This is a genomic window from Pelobium manganitolerans (assembly GCF_003609575.1).
Lineage (GTDB): Bacteria > Bacteroidota > Bacteroidia > Sphingobacteriales > Sphingobacteriaceae > Pseudopedobacter > Pseudopedobacter manganitolerans.
On record NZ_MBTA01000005.1, the window covers coordinates 39,351 to 57,999 of the forward strand.

An 18,649-nucleotide genomic window follows, 5' to 3' on the forward strand; every position below is an offset into this window, starting at 1 on the left:
ACGTGCTCCTCTACTAATGACTGATAAACTAATGACTATTGAACTCCCTCTACTAATGAACTCCCATTTACTAACCCTCTAACCAACTAACCCCTAACCAACTAACCAACTAAAAAATGGACACATTGATAAACATACCAACAATGGCCGAACTTTCGGCTAAGGGCGAACAACCTGATATTCTTTTTTGGGTGGGATGCGCAGGCAGCTATGACGAGCGTGCACAGCGTATTACCCGAGCTTTTGCAAAAATATTAAAGCATGTTGGGATCAAATTTGCGGTTTTAGGGACAGAAGAAGCCTGTACGGGCGACCCCGCAAAGCGCGCCGGTAACGAGTTTTTGTTTCAGATGCAGGCAATGGGCAATATAGAGGTATTGAACGGCTATGCCATAAAAAAAATTGTGACCGCTTGCCCGCATTGCTTCAACACCATAAAAAATGAGTATCCTGTTTTAGGTGGCCATTACGAGGTGATCCACCATACGCAACTAATAGCAGATTTAATTGCCGAAGGAAAGTTAGTAGCCGAGGGTGGCGCGTTTAAAGGAAAAAAAATAAGCTTTCATGATCCGTGCTATTTAGGCAGAGGGAACGGTGTGTATGAAGCGCCACGGAAGGCGCTGGAGCAACTAGATGCGGATCTGGTAGAATTAAAGCGTTGCAAATCTAACGGATTATGCTGTGGTGCCGGAGGTGCGCAAATGTTTAAAGAGCCCGAGCCTGGAAAAAAAGATGTAAACGTAGAGCGTATGGAGGACGTCTTAGAAGCCAAGGCAGATATAGTTGCTGTGGGTTGCCCATTTTGCATGACGATGATGAACGATGGTGTAAAACATGTAGAGAAAGAGCAGGAAATTACGGTATTAGATATCGCAGAGATTACCGCTAGAGCCAACGGCCTGCTATAAAATTTTACCTGATTAAAAATCCGGTTGCCTGCACGTGAACGTTAAGGTGGCTGTGCAGAAGCGAATCTTTTTTAGCTACAAATTTAGTGGGGATGTTTGCAGGCTTCTCTGCGTTTACAGCGCTGTTTTGGGCCTGTGTTTGATGATGAGGCTTATCCGTTAGCCAAATGCTAAGAAACACCGTATGGGCTACTAAAATGGTTAACATTAATGCTAAATGTAGAGGTTTCCCGGCCTTCATCTGTTACACGTTGTTTGTTATGGTAGATTTTGCGTGTGCTAAAGTATAAAAATTTGATGTAGTGTCAAATACCCAGATTTGGGTATTGGGATAAAACAATAAAAAAAGCCGGTGGAACAATAATTCCACCGGCTTTTTTGTTTAAAAGAAATTTTCTTTTATTCAGCTGCAGGTGCTTCTTCGTCAGCTGCGCTTGCTTCTGTTGCCACTTCGTCAGTAGCTTCTTCTTCTGCTGCAGGCTCTTCTGCCGGCGGCGTGTTTTTAGCTGCAATAGCTGCGGCCATTGCCTCTTTTTTCTTGGTCTCTGCTTCAAAAGCAGCTTTTTTAGTAGCTTCTTTAGAAGATGCTAAGCCGTCTTTTTTAGCTTGGATCTGTGTTTCTTTTCCCTCTAACCAAGCCGCTAATTTAGCATCAGCTTGTTCTTGGGTTAAAGCGCCTTTTCTAACACCGCCATTTAAGTGGTTTGCATAAAGCACGCCTTTATAAGAAAGAATAGCTTTTGCAGTGTCTGTAGGGGTTGCACCAGTAGATACCCATTTAACAGCACTGTCAAAGTTTAATTCGATAGTTGCCGGGTTGGTGTTTGGATTGTAAGATCCTAATCTCTCGATGAATTTACCATCTCTTGGAGATCTTGAATCTGCTACCACGATGTAATAAAAAGGTTTTCCTTTTTTACCGTGTCTTTGTAATCTGATTTTAGTTGCCATTATTAATACATTAAATTTTTGCAATATCCCTTTTGCTCGAAAAGGGACGCAAATGTACAACTTTTGGATTACAAACCCTAAGAGCCTCTTTAAAATTTATCTAATAATTTGTTTATGCTTCTTTTAGGCTACAACTTTGTTGTGTTTTTTTGAGGTAGAAGCCCTCGCTATCTCTGTAAAAACACGCCTCGTTTCGCTCAAAAAGGCAGTACGCCTTCTTGAATGCCTTGAATAACAATAAGTAACTTATGAAAAAATAAGCGATAAACATTTTTACAATATAAATTTAAACAGGCTCTTAGCATCTAAAAATAAATTTTTTACAAGCCGAAATTGTGTTTACTTTTAGGCATGCAAATCAAATCCGCCACCTTCACCGTATTGCTCGCTCTCCTCAGTTTTATCGCCAAATCGCAAGAAAACAAATTGCTCATTACGTTTAAAGATAGCAGCAGCAATACCATCAAAAAAGGCGATTATGTGCGCATGGCTTATCCCAGCGCCAAACTGGACATCAAAAGCAAAAACGGCCGTTTTCCAGAAATTGTAGGAATAAGAGGTAAAGTGGATTCTATCAGCAGCAGTGAAATTTGGCTGATTAGGGATAAACGCAGCTTAAAGAAACAAGCCTTTAACATTGCAGATATTGATGCGATTAAAGAAGTTTCAAAATCTGGTGAGCTGATGAGTTTTATTGGAAGCACCTTAGTAATTGGCACTGCAGCGGTGATTATAACAGACAAAATGGAGCTTAACCCTGGCGCAGTAGCCTTTGCAGGCGCTTTTTCCTTGTTTCCGGCAGCAATATTAACGGGAAATGTTTATTATCCAACCAAACCGAAGAAAAAAGTAGGTGAGGATTATAGTTTAGACGTCATCACTATCAATTAACGGACGCTTCTTCGACATAAATTCCCACGTCGCTAATTGCTTTCAGCGGATTGTCGCGCATATTCTGTTCTACAATTAAAGTGTACTTGCCGGTGCTGGCAAATTTATAGTTCTCTTTATAAATCAGCTGATAGGTAAATAATTGGCCAGATCCGGTGCCTAGCCATTGGCCGTCATTCATGGCCAGCTGAAACTCTTGCCTTACGGGGATGTCTTTTTGTTGCGGTCCAATGATGTGGAAACGCAACCAAATGTTAGAATATTTATAATCTGCCGTATGCCTGAAATTAACATAGATATTATAGGCTTGGGTGCTATCAGTAACGTTAATAGTGGCCTTAATAGGGTTAATGTAAGTCCAGTTTTGCTTAGGGATAGCCTCGTAAGTGTCTACCTTAACTTTTGGATCCATACAGGCTTGTAGTGCCAGTAGTGGGGTTAAGTATATTAAGCGTTTGATGTTCATCCGTTTTACCGCTGTTTTCTGTTTGAAGCAGGCGCACTAATGGCGCCTGCTTTTATGCTTAGTTTTCGGGCTTACCGTTGTTATTGTTGTTGTTTCTTCTTTTTTTATTCCGGTTGTTGCGCTTAGGCTTATTGGTATTTTCTGTATTTGCTTTTACATTGGCGTGCGGGTTTGCCTGCTTTTGGATGTTTGCACTTGCAGGTCCGCTGTTGCTAGCTGGTTTTGCGTTTCCGCGATTACGGTTTTTATTACGCGCATTGTTTTTCTTTTTGCGCGCTTTTTCATCTAAACGGGTCAAACTATCCTGGCCTACCACATTTTCGTAATCGAAAGATTTTTCTGGCAGTTCTACATTTTCAATTTCACTGGCCAACTCTCTTAAATCTTCAGGTTTTTCGCCGCGCTTATTCATTTCTTGCACTTCCTTCACCCTTCCCACGGCTAGGGGAATCCAAGTATTATCTTCGGCATAGCTGTACCACATCAGTTTTTTAAAGATGTCTGTTTTTTGCAAGCGAGCTTCGCCTCTTTCGGTACGCAAACGGTCGGCATGGTCCGGGATAGCCTTTAAAGCATCCATATAGGTGTCCAGCTCGTAATTGAGGCAACATTTAAGTTTACCGCATTGCCCGGCTAATTTCAGCGTGTTTAAGGATAAGTTTTGGTAACGTGCCGATGCCGTAGAAACAGTTTTAAAATCTGTTAACCAGGTACTGCAACAAAGCTCGCGCCCGCATGAGCCGATACCGCCTAAACGGCTGGCTTCTTGGCGCATCCCAATTTGGCGCATCTCTATACGTACCCTAAAAGCTTCCGCTAGTTTTTTAATCAGCTCGCGGAAATCCACGCGGCCATCTGCTGTATAATAAAAGGTAGCCTTAGAGCGGTCGCCCTGATATTCTACATCAGAAAGTTTCATGGCCAAGCCCAGTTGCAAAGCAATGGTACGTGCTTTATGCATCGTCTCCGATTCTTTTTCCTTGGCGTTTTTCCATTTCTCCACATCTTGCGGTGTAGCCTTCCGGTAAATTTTAAAAGGTGCTTTTTCTTCGCTTACCCGTTTGCGTTTCATCTGCATACGCACCAGCTCTCCGGTAAGGGTAACGTGGCCAATATCGTATCCGCCGGTAGTGGTTTCTACAGCCACCAGCTCTCCGGCTTCTAAATAAATATTGTCTTCGTTCCTGTAAAAATCTTTCCGAGATCCCTTAAATCTTACTTCTACAAAAGGAAACGGAGTATAATTGGATGGTAAATCCATGTCGGATAACCAGTCATAAACGTCTAATTTGCTACAACCACCGTCTGTTAAGCACGATCCGTTATTGTTGCAGCCAGCGGGCGAACAACCGCCACCCGATGAACAACTTCCACAGCCCATAATCTATAATATAATTGAGTCCGCCGTTGGACGGAGCGTTTTAAATTTTAAAATTTTAACCAAAATCAAAGATACATCTAAAAATAATATTTTCGGGTTGGCATTCCGTTCAATGTGATATTGTGCTTTCTCCAGCTCGGTAATTATTTCCTGAATCTGCGCCAAGCTTAAAGAAGGGGATATGCTGCTTACAAACTTCAGTTCCGACTCGGGCACGTTAATTAAACCCGGTGTTTCGGCTTTAAATAAGGCGCATTCGCGCATCATACTTACAGCGTAGCGCAAAAAGTTTTTCTGGTTCTCGCGCCCCATTTTTGCCAGTTCGCCCTCACTGTAACTCACAATTTCTAAACCTTTGTTGCCCCAGCAGGCACGCAACCAACTTAAAAATAAGTTATGATAATCATGCTCTTGGTGTTGCAACAGGTGTAAGGCGCTTTGTAAACTGCCGTTGCTTAAATAGGCCAGCTGTTTGGCCAAAGCGGGTTCAACCCCTTTTATCTCGCTCAGGTAGTGGGCAATCTCATCTTTTTTTAACTTCGGTATTTTAACCAGTTGCGTACGCGAGATAATGGTATTTAAAATCTGCTCCTGATTTTGGGCCACCAATAAAAACAGGGTTTTCTGGGGCGGTTCTTCTATCAGCTTCAATAAAGCGTTGCCCTCTTTTTCCAGGTATTCGGGCATCCATAAAATCAAAACCTTATACTCGGCTTCAAAGGCTTTTAAGCTCAGCTTTTTGATAATAGCATGTGCTTCGGCAATGTTGATGTTAGCCTGCTTGTTTTCTGCTTCCAGTTGCTCGCGCCATTCATCCATCCCCATGTATGGGTTCTGCAAAAAGGCTTTGCGCCACTGCTCTATAAAGTTGAGCGCCGTATCTTCTTTATGCTTGGCAAAAAACGGATAAGAAAAATGCAGATCTGGATGCACCAGTTTACTGTATTTACGGCATGATGCGCATTGGCCGCACGAATCATTTTCTTGCTTATTTTCGCAACAGATATATTGAGCGTAGGCAAGCGCTAAAGGCAAAGCACCCACACCCTCGGCACCTAAAAAAAGCTGTGCGTGGCTAATTCTTTCATCTTTAACGGTTTGTATCAGATGTTTTTTTACGGCTTCTTGCCCAACAATATCGCTAAACTGCATGCCTGCAAAATAAAAAAATTAAAGCGTTTATAAATGGCGTAAAAATCACAGCCGTCTAATTTTATCTAAACGGCCTTGCACAATTAAGCCCCGTTCATGATGTCTTCAATTTCTTCTGCTTCTATCGGGATGTGCTGCATTAAATCAATAGGGCCGCTTTCGCTGATGTAGATGTCATTTTCAATGCGGATGCCTAAACCTTCGGCAGGGATGTATATTCCCGGTTCGCAGGTAAGCACATTGCCAATGGCAAAAGGCTCGTAGCGGCTGGCAAAATCATGCACATCTATACCCAAATGATGCGAAGTGCCGTGCATAAAATATTTCTTATAAGCAGGCATTTTAGGGTCTTGCTTCTCTACATCGTGCCGGTCTAGCAAATTGAGCTTAATTAGCTCGGCAGTCATTATTTTCCCAACCTCCTCGTGGTACTCATTCCAGATGGTGCCGGGCAAAAGCATTTTTTTAGCTTCTTTAAATACATGTAGCACGGCGTTATATACGTCTTTTTGTCTTTGCGTAAATTTTCCGTTCACCGGAATGCTCCTGCTAAGGTCCGCGTTGTAGTTTCCATACTCGGCAGCAAAATCAAAAAGGATTACATCGCCATTGTTACAAAAGCGGTTATTGTCATTATAGTGTAAAATGCAAGCGTTTACTCCGGAAGCTATAATTGGCGCATAGGCATGCCCGGTAGCCTGCTGGCGGATGAATTCGTGGATGATTTCTGCTTCGATTTCCCATTCGCCTACGTTTGGTTTTACAAAGCGCAGTACACGGCGGAAGGCATCGCCCGTGATGTTGCAGGCCTGCTGTATATATTTTAGTTCAGTGTCTGATTTGATGGCGCGAAGCTTTCTAAAAATAGGTGCGGCACGCTCGTAACGGTGTAGCGGATACTTAGCTTTTATCTGGCTAATGAAACGTAAATCTCGGTAGGGCACAGATTGCTCGTATCGGTCATTTTCATTGGTATTCAGATAAATATGCTCGGCATAGTGGATAATGGAAGAAAGGATGGGCCAAAACTCATCTAGCCAATAAATGTTTTGGATGCCCGATGTTTCTTTAGCCTGTTCTTTAGTGTACTTGTAGCCTTCCCAAACAGCGATATGCTCATTGGTTTGTCTTAAAAAAAGTACTTCGCGATAAAGCGGATTTGGGCAATCTGGAAACAAGAGCAAGATGGTTTGCTCTTGGTCTATCCCTGTAAGGTAAAATAAATCAGGATTTTGTTTAAAACTGAAGGTTTGATCGCCACTGCGCGGGAACTCGTCGCTGGCATTTATTATAGCTAGCGAATTTTTTTTGATGTTAAAAGAAAAATTTTCTCTATGTTTGGCGTGTAAAATTGGTTCTTTGATTTGATACTTCATTAGGATTGAATAAGTTAAACATTAAATGTTGGCTTTGCACGATGTTTTTTCGTAAGCCCGCAAATTTTGGAACGGAATTTGAATACTTGATGCAGTCAAACTTATAATTAATTTTACGACAAATTACAATTAAGAATTGTTAACCTTAAAAAAAAAATGATGAATTATTCTACATTAAAAAAGACAGTTGCTTTGTCGCTAGCTACGGCTTTCGCGATCTCAGCAAATGCTCAGGATGCTACGCCAACTAGCAGTTCGGCAAAGACTTTCGGAGGTAAAAAACAGTACCGTACTTGGACTTTGGGTCTTAATGGTGGTTTTTCAATCCCAGCGGTAATTACAGGTGGTTCAAATGATTTTGGAAGCAATGTAGCTTTCGGCGAGTACAAACTTGGCGGTTACTACGGCTTGTCTTTAAGAAAACAATTTGGTCACGTATTTGGTTTAGAAGGTAACTTGTACCGTGGGCACGTTAACCACGTAAACAAAGCACCAGCAGCAGGTAATTTAGCACCAGGTTGGGGTCCAGCAGGTCAAACCTACAACTCTGCGCAAACTCAGGTTCAATATGATGCAAACTTGAGCGGTTACTTTAACTTAGCTACCATTGATTTCTTAAACAGAACTAATGCGGTTAACTTCTACGGTAAAGTAGGTTACGGTATCATTGCTTACAATCCGGTACTTTACACTGGTTACGATTTAGACGGTACTGAAGTAAATAACAAAGGAAACTACGGCGATGCTGGTGATAACAATGATTACATCAGACAAGCTTACATCCCAGTAGGTGTGGGTGTTAAATTTAAATTAGGAGATAGAGTAGCTTTAGACTTAGGTTACGATGCTAAATTCATCGACGGAGATAACTTTGACGGTGTTTACGCAAAAGGAACTTCTAAAGATAAATTCTCTGTTGTTAGAGCTGGTTTAGAGTTCTCTTTAGGTTCAAAATCAAAACCAGATTTGAACTGGGTTAACCCAATTGCTATGATGTATGATGAGTTGAAAGACCCAACCTTACGTCAAGAAGTTGAAGCTTTAAAAGGCCGTGTTACTAACGTAGAGCAAGCTGTTGAAGATTTGAAAAAAGATTCTGACGGTGACGGTGTTGCAGATCATTTAGACAAATGCCCTAACACTCCAGCTGGTGCAAAAGTTGACGGTTCTGGTTGCGAGTTAGATACTGACGGTGACGGTGTGCCAGATTGGAAAGACAAATGCCCACTAGAAAAAGGTTCTGCTGAGCTAGATGGTTGCCCTACAATGTCAAGCGGTACTATCGCTGGTGTAAGCAACATCCAATTTGAGTACAACTCTTCAGTTTTAAGAACTTCATCTTACCCAACTTTAGATAAAGTATCTTCAATGGTAAGATCAAACAAAATTGCTGGTCTTCAATTAGACGGTCACGCATCTTCAGAAGGTACTGAAGCTTACAACATGCAACTTTCTATCGACAGAGCTAACGCGGTAAAAACTTACTTAGTAAACTCTGGTGTTGATGCTAAGAAAGTTTCAACTAAAGGTTACGGCGAAACTCGTCCAATTGCATCTAATGCAACAGAAGAAGGTCGCGTTGCTAACCGTCGTGTTGAATTCAGAGAAAAATAGTAGATTATCATATATTAATCTGAGAGAGGGAGTCTGTTAGCAGACTCCCTTTTTTATTGTTAAATTTGTTTATGTACTTTTTCGGAAAGAAAGATCCAAATGCACCAAACACCTTTAACATCCGCGTAATGCACTGGATTAACAAATTTGTGATTGTGGTATTTGTTTTAGGCGTTTTGTGGAAGCTGATTGACGTGCTTTTTTTGAAGCATTGAAGAAGCAAACCTTGGTGTCCTATTAAAGCCATAAATTAGAAGTCATGAAGAAAATCATAAATACAAACGAAGCACCTTCTCCTATTGGTCCTTATAGCCAAGCGGTGCTGGCCGGCAATATCTTATATATCTCGGGCCAAATTGCGTTGAATGCCGAAAGCGGGAATTTGGTGTTAGACAGTATTGAAACAGAAACCCAGCAGGTGATGGAGAACCTAAAGGCGGTTTTGTCTGCAGCCGGATTCGGTTTTGAAAACATTGTTAAAACAACCATTTTTTTGAGCGATATGAATTTTTTTCCGGTTGTGAACGAAGTTTACGGAAGCTATTTCAGCGCTGATTTTCCCGCCAGGGAAACGGTTGCCGTAAAAACATTGCCCAAAAATGTAAATGTAGAAATATCGGCCATAGCCGTAAAAGGATAAGCTAATTTCAGGTAAGGATATTGGGCCCGTCATCATTAGATACACCGCTTGTATATTTAAAAGGAGTTGGACCGCACCGCGCCGAGCTTTTAAAAAAGGAATTGGGGATCCAAACCTATGGTGACTTATTAGCCTATTATCCTTTCCGTTATATTGACCGTACCCGTTTTTATAAAATTGCCGAAACCACCGCAGACTTACCCTATGTGCAGATACTGGTTAGGTTAAAATCTTTTGAACTTATTGGCGAGGGCAGAAAAAAACGTTTGCTGGCTCAAGCAATAGATGATACCGGCGAAATAGAGTTGGTATGGTTTCAGGGGATAAGTTGGGTACAAAAACATTTGGTGCTCAACCAAGTGTATGTCATATTTGGAAAGGTGAATTTCTTTAATGCCAAAGCCCAAATGGCGCATCCGGAGATTGAGCTGTACCAAAAGAATGCGCTGAGCCGTGGGAATTTAAAGTTACAACCAGTTTACTCCACTACAGAAAAATTAAAGCAACACGCCTTAGATGCAAAGGGCATTCAAAAATTGACAGCAAACGTATTAGACAGCTGTTTGCAGGAGGTGATAAACCTGTTGCCAGAATACGTTATTCAGCAATATAAGCTGGTGCCACGCGCGCAGGCACTTTATCAAATCCATTTTCCGTCTAATGCAGAAGATTTACGCGTTGCGCAAAATACGCTGAAATACGAAGAGCTTTTTCAAATTCAGTTTAGGATGCTACGTGCAAAGCTCATCCGCACACAAAAATTTAAGGGGCATATTTTTGACACGGTGGGCGAAAAATTTAACCGTTTTTACCACGAGCTGTTACCCTTTCCCTTAACCAATGCACAAAAGCGCGTAGTTAAAGAGATACGTACAGACACCCAACGCGGTAGTCAAATGAACCGTTTGGTACAGGGCGACGTAGGGTCCGGGAAAACGGTGGTTGCCTTAATGACGATGTTGTTGGCGGTTGATAACGGTTTTCAGGCTTGCTTAATGGCGCCTACAGAAATCTTGGCGACACAACACTACTTATCTCTAAAAGCCTTGCTGAAAGATGATTTTGTATCGATAGCCTTACTAACGGGCTCGACAAAAAAACGCGAGCGGGCAAAAATCGCCGCGATGCTAGAAAGTGGCGAGCTATCTATCTTAATTGGCACCCATGCGCTTATTGAAGATAGCGTGCAGTTTAAAAACTTAGGCTTGGCGGTGATTGACGAGCAACACCGGTTTGGGGTTGAGCAAAGGGCAAAGCTTTGGCGCAAAAACTTTATTCCGCCGCACGTGCTGGTGATGACGGCGACGCCAATTCCGCGGACTTTAGCGATGACCCTTTACGGCGATTTGGATGTTTCTGTTATTGATGAACTGCCCGCCGGCCGAAAACCAATAGAAACATTACATCTTTTTGAGAGCCAGCGTTTGCGCATGTTTGGCTTTATGAAACGCGAGATAGCAAAGGGCAGGCAGGTGTATATGGTATATCCGCTGATACAAGAAAGCGCGAAGCTCGATCTGAAAAATTTGTTGGATGGCGTGGAAACCATGCGCCACGAATTTCCTTTGCCAAAATATCAGATAAGTATTGTCCACGGCCAGCTAAAAGCGGATGAGAAAGAATTTGAAATGCAGCGCTTTGTGAAAGGGCAAACGCATATCATGGTGGCCACAACAGTAATTGAGGTCGGCGTCAATGTTCCTAATGCATCGGTGATGGTGATTGAGAACGCCGAACGTTTTGGTTTATCGCAACTGCATCAATTGCGCGGCAGGGTGGGGCGTGGCGCCGAACAGTCTTACTGTATTTTAATGTCTGGCGATAAGCTGAGCAAAGACGGGCGCACCCGTTTAGAAACTATGGTAAAAAGTAGTGATGGTTTTGAAATTGCAGAAATTGACCTTCAGCTGCGCGGACCAGGCAATATTGAGGGGAAGGAGCAGAGCGGTGTAATGGAGTTAAAACTGGCAGATTTAGCGATGGACCAGCATATTTTGGCAGAAGCGCGAAAAACTGTCATCAAGATTTTTGAAGAAGATCCACAACTGGAAAAACCGGAACATCAGTGCCTTAAAATACTGCTGTTAAAATCTGATACTGGCATTACGCTCAATAAAATCTCGTAACTAATAATCAGTTTTTAAATGCGGTTTATAGGTGTCTGTGCGCACCTGAGCGCCCAGCTCATGCAAAATGCTGTATAATCCAAAGTTGGTGCGGTTTACATAAATGAAGTGTTTTACGCCGCGTGCCTGCTTAAATTCGGGCATCTTGGCTAGTTTTTCTCCAAAAGCATATAATTGATCAAAGTAGCCGTTTTTACTAAAATCAAAACTGCCTTTTGCGTAGGGTTGTGCAAACAAAGAAATCATTTCGCGGTAGGTTTGGTAATAAAACTCAACCTGTGCCTCATTATCCTTTGGTAAAATCATTTCCAGCTGTCTAAACGCTTTGATGGTTTTTTCCTTGTTATCCATCAAATCTGAAGAGGTAGTAGCGAAAAACGGATAATAAAAGCTATCCGGTAACGATTTAATGCAGCCAAAATCAATGATGCCCAACTTTCCTTCGGGTGTGATTAAAAAGTTGCCCGGATGCGGATCGGCATGTACAGCGCGCAGTTCATGTTGCTGAAAATTGTAAAAATCCCACAGCGCCTGCCCAATTTGGTTGCGTGTTTCTTGCGAAGGTTCGGTGGCTAAAAATTCTTTCAAATGAAGTCCGTTTAACCAGCTCATGGTAATTACACGTGGCCCCGAGAGTTCTGGATAATATTTTGGGAAAACCAGGTTTGGGATGTCTTTGCAGGCTTCAGAAATTTTCATCGAGCTCCGCAGCTCCAATTCGTAATCGGTTTCTTCCAATAAGCGCTCTTCTACCTCTTTCATGTAAACGGCAAGCTCGGCTTCGCTCATTCCTAATAGGCGGAAAGCAAAAGGTTTCACCATTTTTAGATCAGATGAAATGGAACTGCCTACGCCCGGATATTGGATTTTTACCGCAAGTTTTTCTTCCTTAAGCTCCGCCTGGTGCACCTGTCCAATAGAGGCGGCGTTGCTAGATTTGAGGTTAAACTTATCGTAAATCTGCTCCGGACTTTTTCCAAAATGCTTTTTAAAGGTTTGCACAATCAGCGGTCCGCTTAGCGGAGGTGCGTTATACTGCGACATCGAAAATTTATCAACATAAGCCTTTGGCAGGATGTTTTTATCCATGCTTAGCATTTGCGCCACCTTTAAAGCACTGCCTTTCAGTTGGCTTAATGACTCGTAAATGTCTGTAGCATTGTCTTCGTTTAGCTCTTCTTTACTTAAATCGGGATTAAAGAGCTTTTTAGAATAATGTTTGATGTAGTTTCCACCTATTTTAATACCGGTGCCCACAAACTTTGCAGAACGTGCCACTTTGCTGGCCGGGATATGCTGTTGTTCTTTAGCCATGTTTTTTTAGTTATTCACTCTTCACTCATTCACTCTTCTATTACTTCATCACATTTTGGAAAACAAACTTTCCGTAGCTTAAAATGCTGTCTAATGGTCCCTGTTGGAACAAATCGAAGCTAAGATTTACGCCTTTTTCTATGGCTTCGTCGGTTTTTTCAAAACCTGCGGAGTGGTCTTTGAGCCAAAAGTTGAGAACAAATATCAACTGGAACCAAAGCGCATCTTGATACCTATCACTCAAGAACTTCCGTTCTGCAAGCTCGCCGCTTTCCAAACCTTCTTTAATCAGTTCATCACTAAAATCTGCAAAAACGCTTTTGCTTTCTTGAAGCTGCACAGGGGTTTGCAGGCCTTTTTTGAAGTTGCCTATGCTGTAGCTAACAAAACTTCTTTTACTTTTTAGCAGTTCAAAAAAGCTGTAAAAGAAAGACAAAGCTTTTTCTCTGGAGCTATATTGTGACCAAATTTCTTGTGCTTTAACTTCTGCAATGGTGGTGATAAACAAGCTTGCCCAAACGTCGGCCTCTATCGCATCAAAAGATGCGAAATGCTGGTAAAACTCTTCTTCTGCAAACTTGTGCTTTTTCGCAAACGCAAATACTGATGCCGGGCGTTTACCTTCGGATAACACATAATCTAAATAGGCGATTTGGATTTTTTGCTTGCTTGCCATTTTTTTGGTGGTTTGTTATTGGGTAATAACGCCAAATGTAGCAAGTTGTTTTTACTGCAAAGCTTAAGCAAATTTTATGACAAAAAGCTGTGAAAAGCGCTACGCGGGGTATTCTACAAAATTACGTTCGGTCTCGTAAAGTGTAATTTTTAAGTCAAGGTCCTGCGGAATTTCTGGTCGCAATAAATCGTAAATGACCATTGCGATATTTTCTGCGGTGGGGTTCAAACTCTTAAATTCTTGGGTATCTAAATTTAGGTTCCGGTGATCAAACTTATCAATTACTTTCTTGTGCAAAAGCGCAGAAAGTAATTTCATATCGTATAAGTAGCCCGACTCTTCATCCACGTAACCCGTAAGTTTTACAATCAAATCATAGTTATGGCCATGGTAATTAGGGTTGTTGCATTGGCCAAAAAATGCTTGGTTTTTTTCATCGCTCCAGTTGGGCTGGTGTAAACGGTGTGCGGCATTAAAATGTTCTTTTCGGAAAACGGCTACTTTTTGCTTCATCTCAAAAAAATCTAATTTGGTTCAGAAGGTAAACAAAAAAAACGACAATTCTGTTTTGATGGTGTTGCGCCGAAAGCTTAAATTGAGCGCATGGAAATTGTGATTTTGCTGGTAGCGCTAGTGATTTTATTGCTAGCTGTAATCTTGATATTTACAAATCGGAAATCAAAAAACACCGATTCTGATGAGATGCTACAGCAACTGAAAACCTCTGTGGCATTGGCCGAGCAACAAACTTTAAACATTAGAGAAGAGAAAGAAGCCTTGGACCATAAAATGCAATTAAAAATAGCCACGCTAGAACAGGAGCGACTAGCCTTGTACGAAGAGCTTTCTTTGGCCAAACAAGCATCTGTAAAACTGCAAGAAATGCACAGAGCACAACAAGAACGTTTTGAGGAGCAGAAGCAATTTATTGCTGAGATGCAATTGCGCTTTTCCAAAGACTTTGAGCTGATGGCCAGTGAGATATTAAAACAGAAGTCGGCAGAATTTACCGAGCTGAACCGCAACAATTTGGGCTTGTTGTTAAATCCGCTAAAAGAAAATTTAAACGCCTTCCGCGATAAGGTGGAGCAGGTTTATAAAGCAGAGTCTGATGAACGCAATGTGCTGAAGGGCGAAATTATTAAGATGATGGAGCTTAATAAGCAAATCAGCGATGAAGCTAACAATCTCACCAAAGCGCTGAAAGGCGATAATAAAAAGCAAGGAAACTGGGGCGAAATGGTATTGGACCGTTTGCTAGAGCGTTCTGGCTTATTGGAAGGTTTAAATTACAGTAAACAAAGCAGTTATATTGCACACGAAGGCGAAAGGATGTTGCCAGATGTGGTGGTGTTTTTACCGGATAACAAGCACCTGATTATTGATTCTAAAGTTTCGCTAATAGCCTATGAGCGTTTGGTAAATGCCGAAACAGATGAAGATAAAATCGCATTTGTAAAACAGCATGTTGCCGGTATTAAAAGCCATATTAACGGTTTAGGCGGTAAAAATTACCATGAGCTTTACCAAATTAACTCGCCAGAATTTGTGTTGCTTTTTGTGCCGATAGAGTCGTCTTTTGCCATTGCCGTACAGCACGATCAGGATTTGTTTGATTTTGCATGGAATAAAAGGGTGGTTATTGTTACGCCTTCTACTTTGTTGGCAACTTTGAAAACCGTTGCATCCATTTGGAAACAAGAACAACAAACGCGCAATGTCATAGATATTGCAACCAAAGCCGGACAGCTTTACGATAAATTTGTAGGCTTCCACAGCGATTTGCTAAAAGTTGGCGACCATCTGGATAAATCGCAAAAGGTTTATCAAGACGCGATGAACAAGCTTAACTTGGGCCAAGGGAATATTTTGAACCGTGTTGAAAACCTGCGTAAGCTGGGTGCAAAAGCTACTAAACAAATAGACGAGCGCTTTTTAGAAGATTAAAGAAGTTCCATCAGTTTTTCTAAGCGCATTCCCCGGCTACCTTTCACTAAAACCAAAGAATCTTCAATCCGCTGGTGTTTAAGGTGATTATAAGCTTCATCTGTATCAGTAAAAAATAAAGCATTGACTTGTGAAGACGCTTCTTTAAAGTGTTTGCCAATAAATATTACCTGCGTAAAAGGATAAGCTAAAGCCTTGCGTATCACGTTTAGGTGTTCCTGCGCAGTGCTTTCGCCCACCTCAAACATATCGCCTAAAATCAAAACCTTTTTGGTGGCCTTCAGCTGGGCAATATTATCTATTGCCAGTACCATACTGCTAGGGTTGGCATTGTAATAATCGCCTATTACCGTGTTTTTTTCTGTTTTGCTGATTTGTGAGCGGTTATTTTTTGGGGCATAATTGCTGATGCCGGCGTTAATTTGGGCAGGACTTAAATCAAAATCTAAACCAATGGCAATGGCGCCCAAAATATTCTCGAAGTTGTAAATTCCGGTGAGCTGAGATTGTACTTCAAAAGTTCCGCGCGGGTAAGTCCACCTAATTTTAAGATAAGGTTCGTTGCTCAACAGTTCGCCCATAACTTGGTTGCTTGCGTCGGTTCCGTATTTCACAAGCTTTACGAAATTCCTTGTTTTAAGCATTTCGTTTAGCGCAGGGCTGTCGTCATTTACAAAAACAGTTCCTTGGTGGGCTTGTAGGAAATCGTAAAGTTCTCCCTTGCCTTGTTTTACACCTTCAATGCCACCAAAACCTTCCAAATGCGCTTTCCCGATGTTAGTGATGAGGCCATGCGTCGGTTCGCAGATGCTACATAAGAGTTCAATCTCTTTTTGATGGTTAGCGCCCATTTCTACGATAGCAAGCTCCACATCATTACCAATTTCTAAAAGGGTTAGTGGCACGCCGATATGGTTGTTCAGATTGCCTTTTGTTGCCAGCGTTTTAAATTTTTGACTTAAAACGCTGTTGATAAGTTCTTTGGTAGTAGTTTTTCCATTACTTCCGGTTAAACCGATAACCGGTATCTTCAATTGTTGCCGATGATACCTTGCCAACTGCTGTAAAGTGCTTAAGCTATCTTCAACCAACAAATATTTTTCGCTTTTCTTAAAATCCGGATTATCAATTACCGCATAAGCCGCACCTTTTTCCAAAGCCTGCTCTGCAAAGGCATTGGCGTCGAAATTTTCTCCGCGCAAAGCGAAAAAAAGGCTGTTGCGCTCAATTTTTCGGGTATCCGTGCAAATGTTTGGAAACGAAAGGTAATACTGATACAGTTCTGGGATGCTCATGGGCTTTAAATTGTTGCGCAAAATTACATTTTTGACTGCAGATTTCTGGGGATAGTTTTACCGAAGTGCTGTTACCCAGAGTTAGCAATGCACTCAGACGTCAGTAAGTAGAACTCACAAGCTAAATTTTGTAGTTCAACCTTAAAGGCTCACAATCTGTGCGTGCTCTGCGCTCTTTGTGGTTAAAACAGATTGGGAATGTAACCATCATTATAGTTACACCGCAAAGTTCACCAAGAACGCAGAGATTAGGAAATAGCATATAAACTTGCTTACAGACTACAGACTTAAGGCCTGAGTGCTTACTTGCCTTTCTTTTTCAAACTCAGTTCGTAAAAGTCCGTTCGTCTGTCTTTTAAGTTTTTTACGCTACCAAATTCATGAAGCTCTTTCAATAAATCCAAGTTCACATCGGCAATCAAAATGGTTTCGGTATTTGGAGTGGTTTCGCCAACAATAGCATTTGATGGGAAAGCAAAATCAGACGGTGAAAATATGGCCGATTGTGCGTATTGTAAATCCATGTTGTTCACTTTAGGCAGGTTGCCCACCGAGCCGGTGATAGCCACATAACACTCATTTTCTATAGCACGGGCTTGCGAACAAATGCGTACACGGTTGTAGGCGTTCTGGGTATCCGTCCAGAACGGAACGAAAAGAATATCCATCTTCTCCAAAGCAAGCATCCGCGCAAGCTCCGGAAATTCCGAATCATAACAAATCAAAATACCTATTCTTCCGGCATCCGTATCTAATACTTTCAATTCGTTTCCGCCGCTCATGCCCCACGAGTGAATTTCTGAAGGTGTAGGATGGATTTTTATCGCCCGATCAAAACTGCCGTCTCTGCGACATAAATAAGAAACATTGTACAATTTCTCGTCCTCAAGCAAAGGCATGCTGCCGGTAATGATGTTTACGTTGTAAGACACCGCAAGCTCGCAAAATCTGTTTTTGATGTATTCTGTATGGTGCGCCAGCTCTCGGATGGCTTTTGCCTCGCCCAGGTGATTATAATCCGCCATTAAAGGCGCGTTAAAAAATTCGGGGAACACCACAAAATCCGAAGAATAATCGCTTACGGCATCCACAAAATATTCGGCGCTTTCCATCAAATCCGTAACGGTAGGGAAAAGCCGCATTTGCCATTGCACCAAACCTATACGCACAGTAGATTTTTTGAGTAGATTGTCCTTTTCCTCGTCCACATAATAAATGTTGTTCCACTCTAAAAGGGTGGCAAACTGCTTTGACTGCTGGTCTTCCGGCAGGTAGTTTTTCAGTATTTTTTTAACGTGGAAGTCGTTAGAAATCTGGAAGGTAAGCGTAGGATCGTAAATTTCCTTCATCTTCACCTTATCAATATATTGGCGGGGGGTTAAATGGCTGTGTTTTTCAAAATTGGGGATACGCCCCCCTAAAATAATCGATTTTAAATTGAGGTTTTCGCAAAGCGCCTTCCGCGCGTCATAAAGCCTTCGCGCTAGGCGTAAACCTCTAAAATCTGGATGCACAAATATCTCTATCCCATACAAAACATCACCGTCATAAGTGTGCGTGTTGAATGTGTAATTGCCCGTGGCTTGGGCGTAGGTGTGGTTTGGGCCCAACTTATCGTAATCTACAATAATGCTCAGGGCAGTAGCTACCACCCGGCCGTTAATCTCTACGCACAGTTGCCCTTCGGGGAAAATCTCTATCAGTTTTTCAATTGATTTTTCACGCCAGTAGCTCTCGCCCATGGCAGAGTAAGCAGAGATCATGGCCGACTTTAAATCATTATAATCTTCTGATTTTAAGGTCCGTAGTTCAACGGTTTCTATGTTTGTTGGTTTTGTTAGCATGATATAATTTAAAAAGAAAACCCCGAAAAGACAATCTTCCGGGGTTAATTAAAGTTTGACTTTTA

General features: G+C 41.8%; 18 protein-coding genes. 7 read left to right on the plus strand and 11 right to left on the minus strand.

The window, feature by feature from the left end:
• Positions 1-116 precede the first annotated feature (116 nt).
• Positions 117-911 carry a (Fe-S)-binding protein gene (locus BCY91_RS05055; RefSeq protein ID WP_120180937.1) on the plus strand — a complete coding sequence of 265 codons (795 nt, stop codon included), beginning with the start codon at positions 117-119 and terminating at the stop codon, positions 909-911.
• A gap of 4 nt (positions 912-915) precedes the next feature.
• Here BCY91_RS05055 and BCY91_RS05060 read toward each other — a convergent pair whose 3' ends face one another.
• Together BCY91_RS05060 and BCY91_RS05065 are read right to left on the minus strand one after the other, a co-directional pair.
• Complete coding sequence (locus tag BCY91_RS05060; protein WP_120180938.1) at positions 916-1,119, minus strand: hypothetical protein; 204 nt, start codon at positions 1,117-1,119, stop codon at positions 916-918.
• Between the two features lie 191 nt (positions 1,120-1,310).
• Complete coding sequence (locus tag BCY91_RS05065) at positions 1,311-1,862, minus strand: 30S ribosomal protein S16 (protein ID WP_120181051.1); 552 nt, start codon at positions 1,860-1,862, stop codon at positions 1,311-1,313.
• 351 nt (positions 1,863-2,213) lie between these two features.
• Here BCY91_RS05065 and BCY91_RS05070 point away from each other — a divergent pair, with 351 nt between their 5' ends.
• Positions 2,214-2,753 carry a hypothetical protein gene (locus BCY91_RS05070; RefSeq protein ID WP_120180939.1) on the plus strand — a complete coding sequence of 180 codons (540 nt, stop codon included), beginning with the start codon at positions 2,214-2,216 and terminating at the stop codon, positions 2,751-2,753.
• On the opposite strand, the gene BCY91_RS05075 is transcribed toward BCY91_RS05070, so the two are convergent.
• From BCY91_RS05075 to BCY91_RS05090, 4 genes are all read right to left on the minus strand, one after another.
• Positions 2,746-3,219 carry a gliding motility lipoprotein GldH gene (locus BCY91_RS05075; RefSeq protein ID WP_120180940.1) on the minus strand — a complete coding sequence of 158 codons (474 nt, stop codon included), beginning with the start codon at positions 3,217-3,219 and terminating at the stop codon, positions 2,746-2,748. The two genes, BCY91_RS05070 and BCY91_RS05075, sit on opposite strands and share 8 nt — an antisense overlap.
• Positions 3,220-3,277: 58 nt before the next feature.
• Positions 3,278-4,600 carry a PSP1 domain-containing protein gene (locus BCY91_RS05080; RefSeq protein WP_120180941.1) on the minus strand — a complete coding sequence of 441 codons (1,323 nt, stop codon included), beginning with the start codon at positions 4,598-4,600 and terminating at the stop codon, positions 3,278-3,280.
• A gap of 3 nt (positions 4,601-4,603) precedes the next feature.
• On the minus strand, positions 4,604-5,752 hold the full coding sequence (locus BCY91_RS05085) for a DNA polymerase III subunit (RefSeq protein WP_120180942.1): 1,149 nt from the start codon (positions 5,750-5,752) through the stop codon (positions 4,604-4,606).
• An 83-nt stretch (positions 5,753-5,835) separates the two neighbouring features.
• Complete coding sequence (locus BCY91_RS05090; protein ID WP_120180943.1) at positions 5,836-7,128, minus strand: aminopeptidase P family protein; 1,293 nt, start codon at positions 7,126-7,128, stop codon at positions 5,836-5,838.
• A 159-nt stretch (positions 7,129-7,287) separates the two neighbouring features.
• On the opposite strand from BCY91_RS05090, the gene BCY91_RS05095 reads away from it, so the two are divergent.
• The 4 genes from BCY91_RS05095 to recG all read left to right on the plus strand — a co-directional run bounded on the left by BCY91_RS05095 (position 7,288) and on the right by recG (position 11,508).
• On the plus strand, positions 7,288-8,742 hold the full coding sequence (locus BCY91_RS05095; protein WP_120180944.1) for an OmpA family protein: 1,455 nt from the start codon (positions 7,288-7,290) through the stop codon (positions 8,740-8,742).
• A 65-nt stretch (positions 8,743-8,807) separates the two neighbouring features.
• Positions 8,808-8,957 carry a DUF6728 family protein gene (locus BCY91_RS17540; protein WP_317124678.1) on the plus strand — a complete coding sequence of 50 codons (150 nt, stop codon included), beginning with the start codon at positions 8,808-8,810 and terminating at the stop codon, positions 8,955-8,957.
• A 44-nt stretch (positions 8,958-9,001) separates the two neighbouring features.
• Positions 9,002-9,382, plus strand: coding sequence for a RidA family protein (locus tag BCY91_RS05100; protein ID WP_120180945.1), 381 nt, complete (start codon positions 9,002-9,004; stop codon positions 9,380-9,382).
• A gap of 20 nt (positions 9,383-9,402) precedes the next feature.
• Positions 9,403-11,508 carry an ATP-dependent DNA helicase RecG gene (gene recG, locus BCY91_RS05105; protein ID WP_120180946.1) on the plus strand — a complete coding sequence of 702 codons (2,106 nt, stop codon included), beginning with the start codon at positions 9,403-9,405 and terminating at the stop codon, positions 11,506-11,508.
• Here the strand turns inward: recG and BCY91_RS05110 are convergent, their stop codons facing one another.
• The 3 genes from BCY91_RS05110 to BCY91_RS05120 all read right to left on the minus strand — a co-directional run bounded on the left by BCY91_RS05110 (position 11,509) and on the right by BCY91_RS05120 (position 14,011).
• Positions 11,509-12,822 carry an ABC1 kinase family protein gene (locus tag BCY91_RS05110; RefSeq protein WP_120180947.1) on the minus strand — a complete coding sequence of 438 codons (1,314 nt, stop codon included), beginning with the start codon at positions 12,820-12,822 and terminating at the stop codon, positions 11,509-11,511. It abuts the gene before it with no gap.
• A 40-nt stretch (positions 12,823-12,862) separates the two neighbouring features.
• Positions 12,863-13,498: a TetR family transcriptional regulator C-terminal domain-containing protein gene (locus BCY91_RS05115; protein WP_120180948.1), complete on the minus strand. Its 636-nt coding sequence runs from the start codon at positions 13,496-13,498 to the stop codon at positions 12,863-12,865.
• Between the two features lie 99 nt (positions 13,499-13,597).
• A complete protein-coding gene (locus BCY91_RS05120; protein WP_120180949.1) occupies positions 13,598-14,011 on the minus strand; it encodes a 6-pyruvoyl trahydropterin synthase family protein in 414 nt (137 codons plus the stop codon).
• Between the two features lie 90 nt (positions 14,012-14,101).
• Between BCY91_RS05120 and BCY91_RS05125 the strand changes: the two genes are divergently transcribed.
• Entirely contained in the window at positions 14,102-15,445 is a 1,344-nt protein-coding gene (locus BCY91_RS05125) for a DNA recombination protein RmuC (protein ID WP_120180950.1), read from the plus strand.
• On the opposite strand, the gene BCY91_RS05130 is transcribed toward BCY91_RS05125, so the two are convergent.
• The gene (locus BCY91_RS05130; protein WP_120180951.1) at positions 15,442-16,740 is read right to left on the minus strand and encodes a UDP-N-acetylmuramoyl-tripeptide--D-alanyl-D-alanine ligase; all 1,299 of its coding nucleotides are present in this window, start codon (positions 16,738-16,740) and stop codon (positions 15,442-15,444) included. The genes BCY91_RS05125 and BCY91_RS05130 overlap by 4 nt on opposite strands.
• 302 nt (positions 16,741-17,042) lie before the next feature.
• Complete coding sequence (locus BCY91_RS05135; protein ID WP_120180952.1) at positions 17,043-18,584, minus strand: bifunctional GNAT family N-acetyltransferase/carbon-nitrogen hydrolase family protein; 1,542 nt, start codon at positions 18,582-18,584, stop codon at positions 17,043-17,045.
• Between the last annotated feature and the right edge of the window lie 65 nt (positions 18,585-18,649).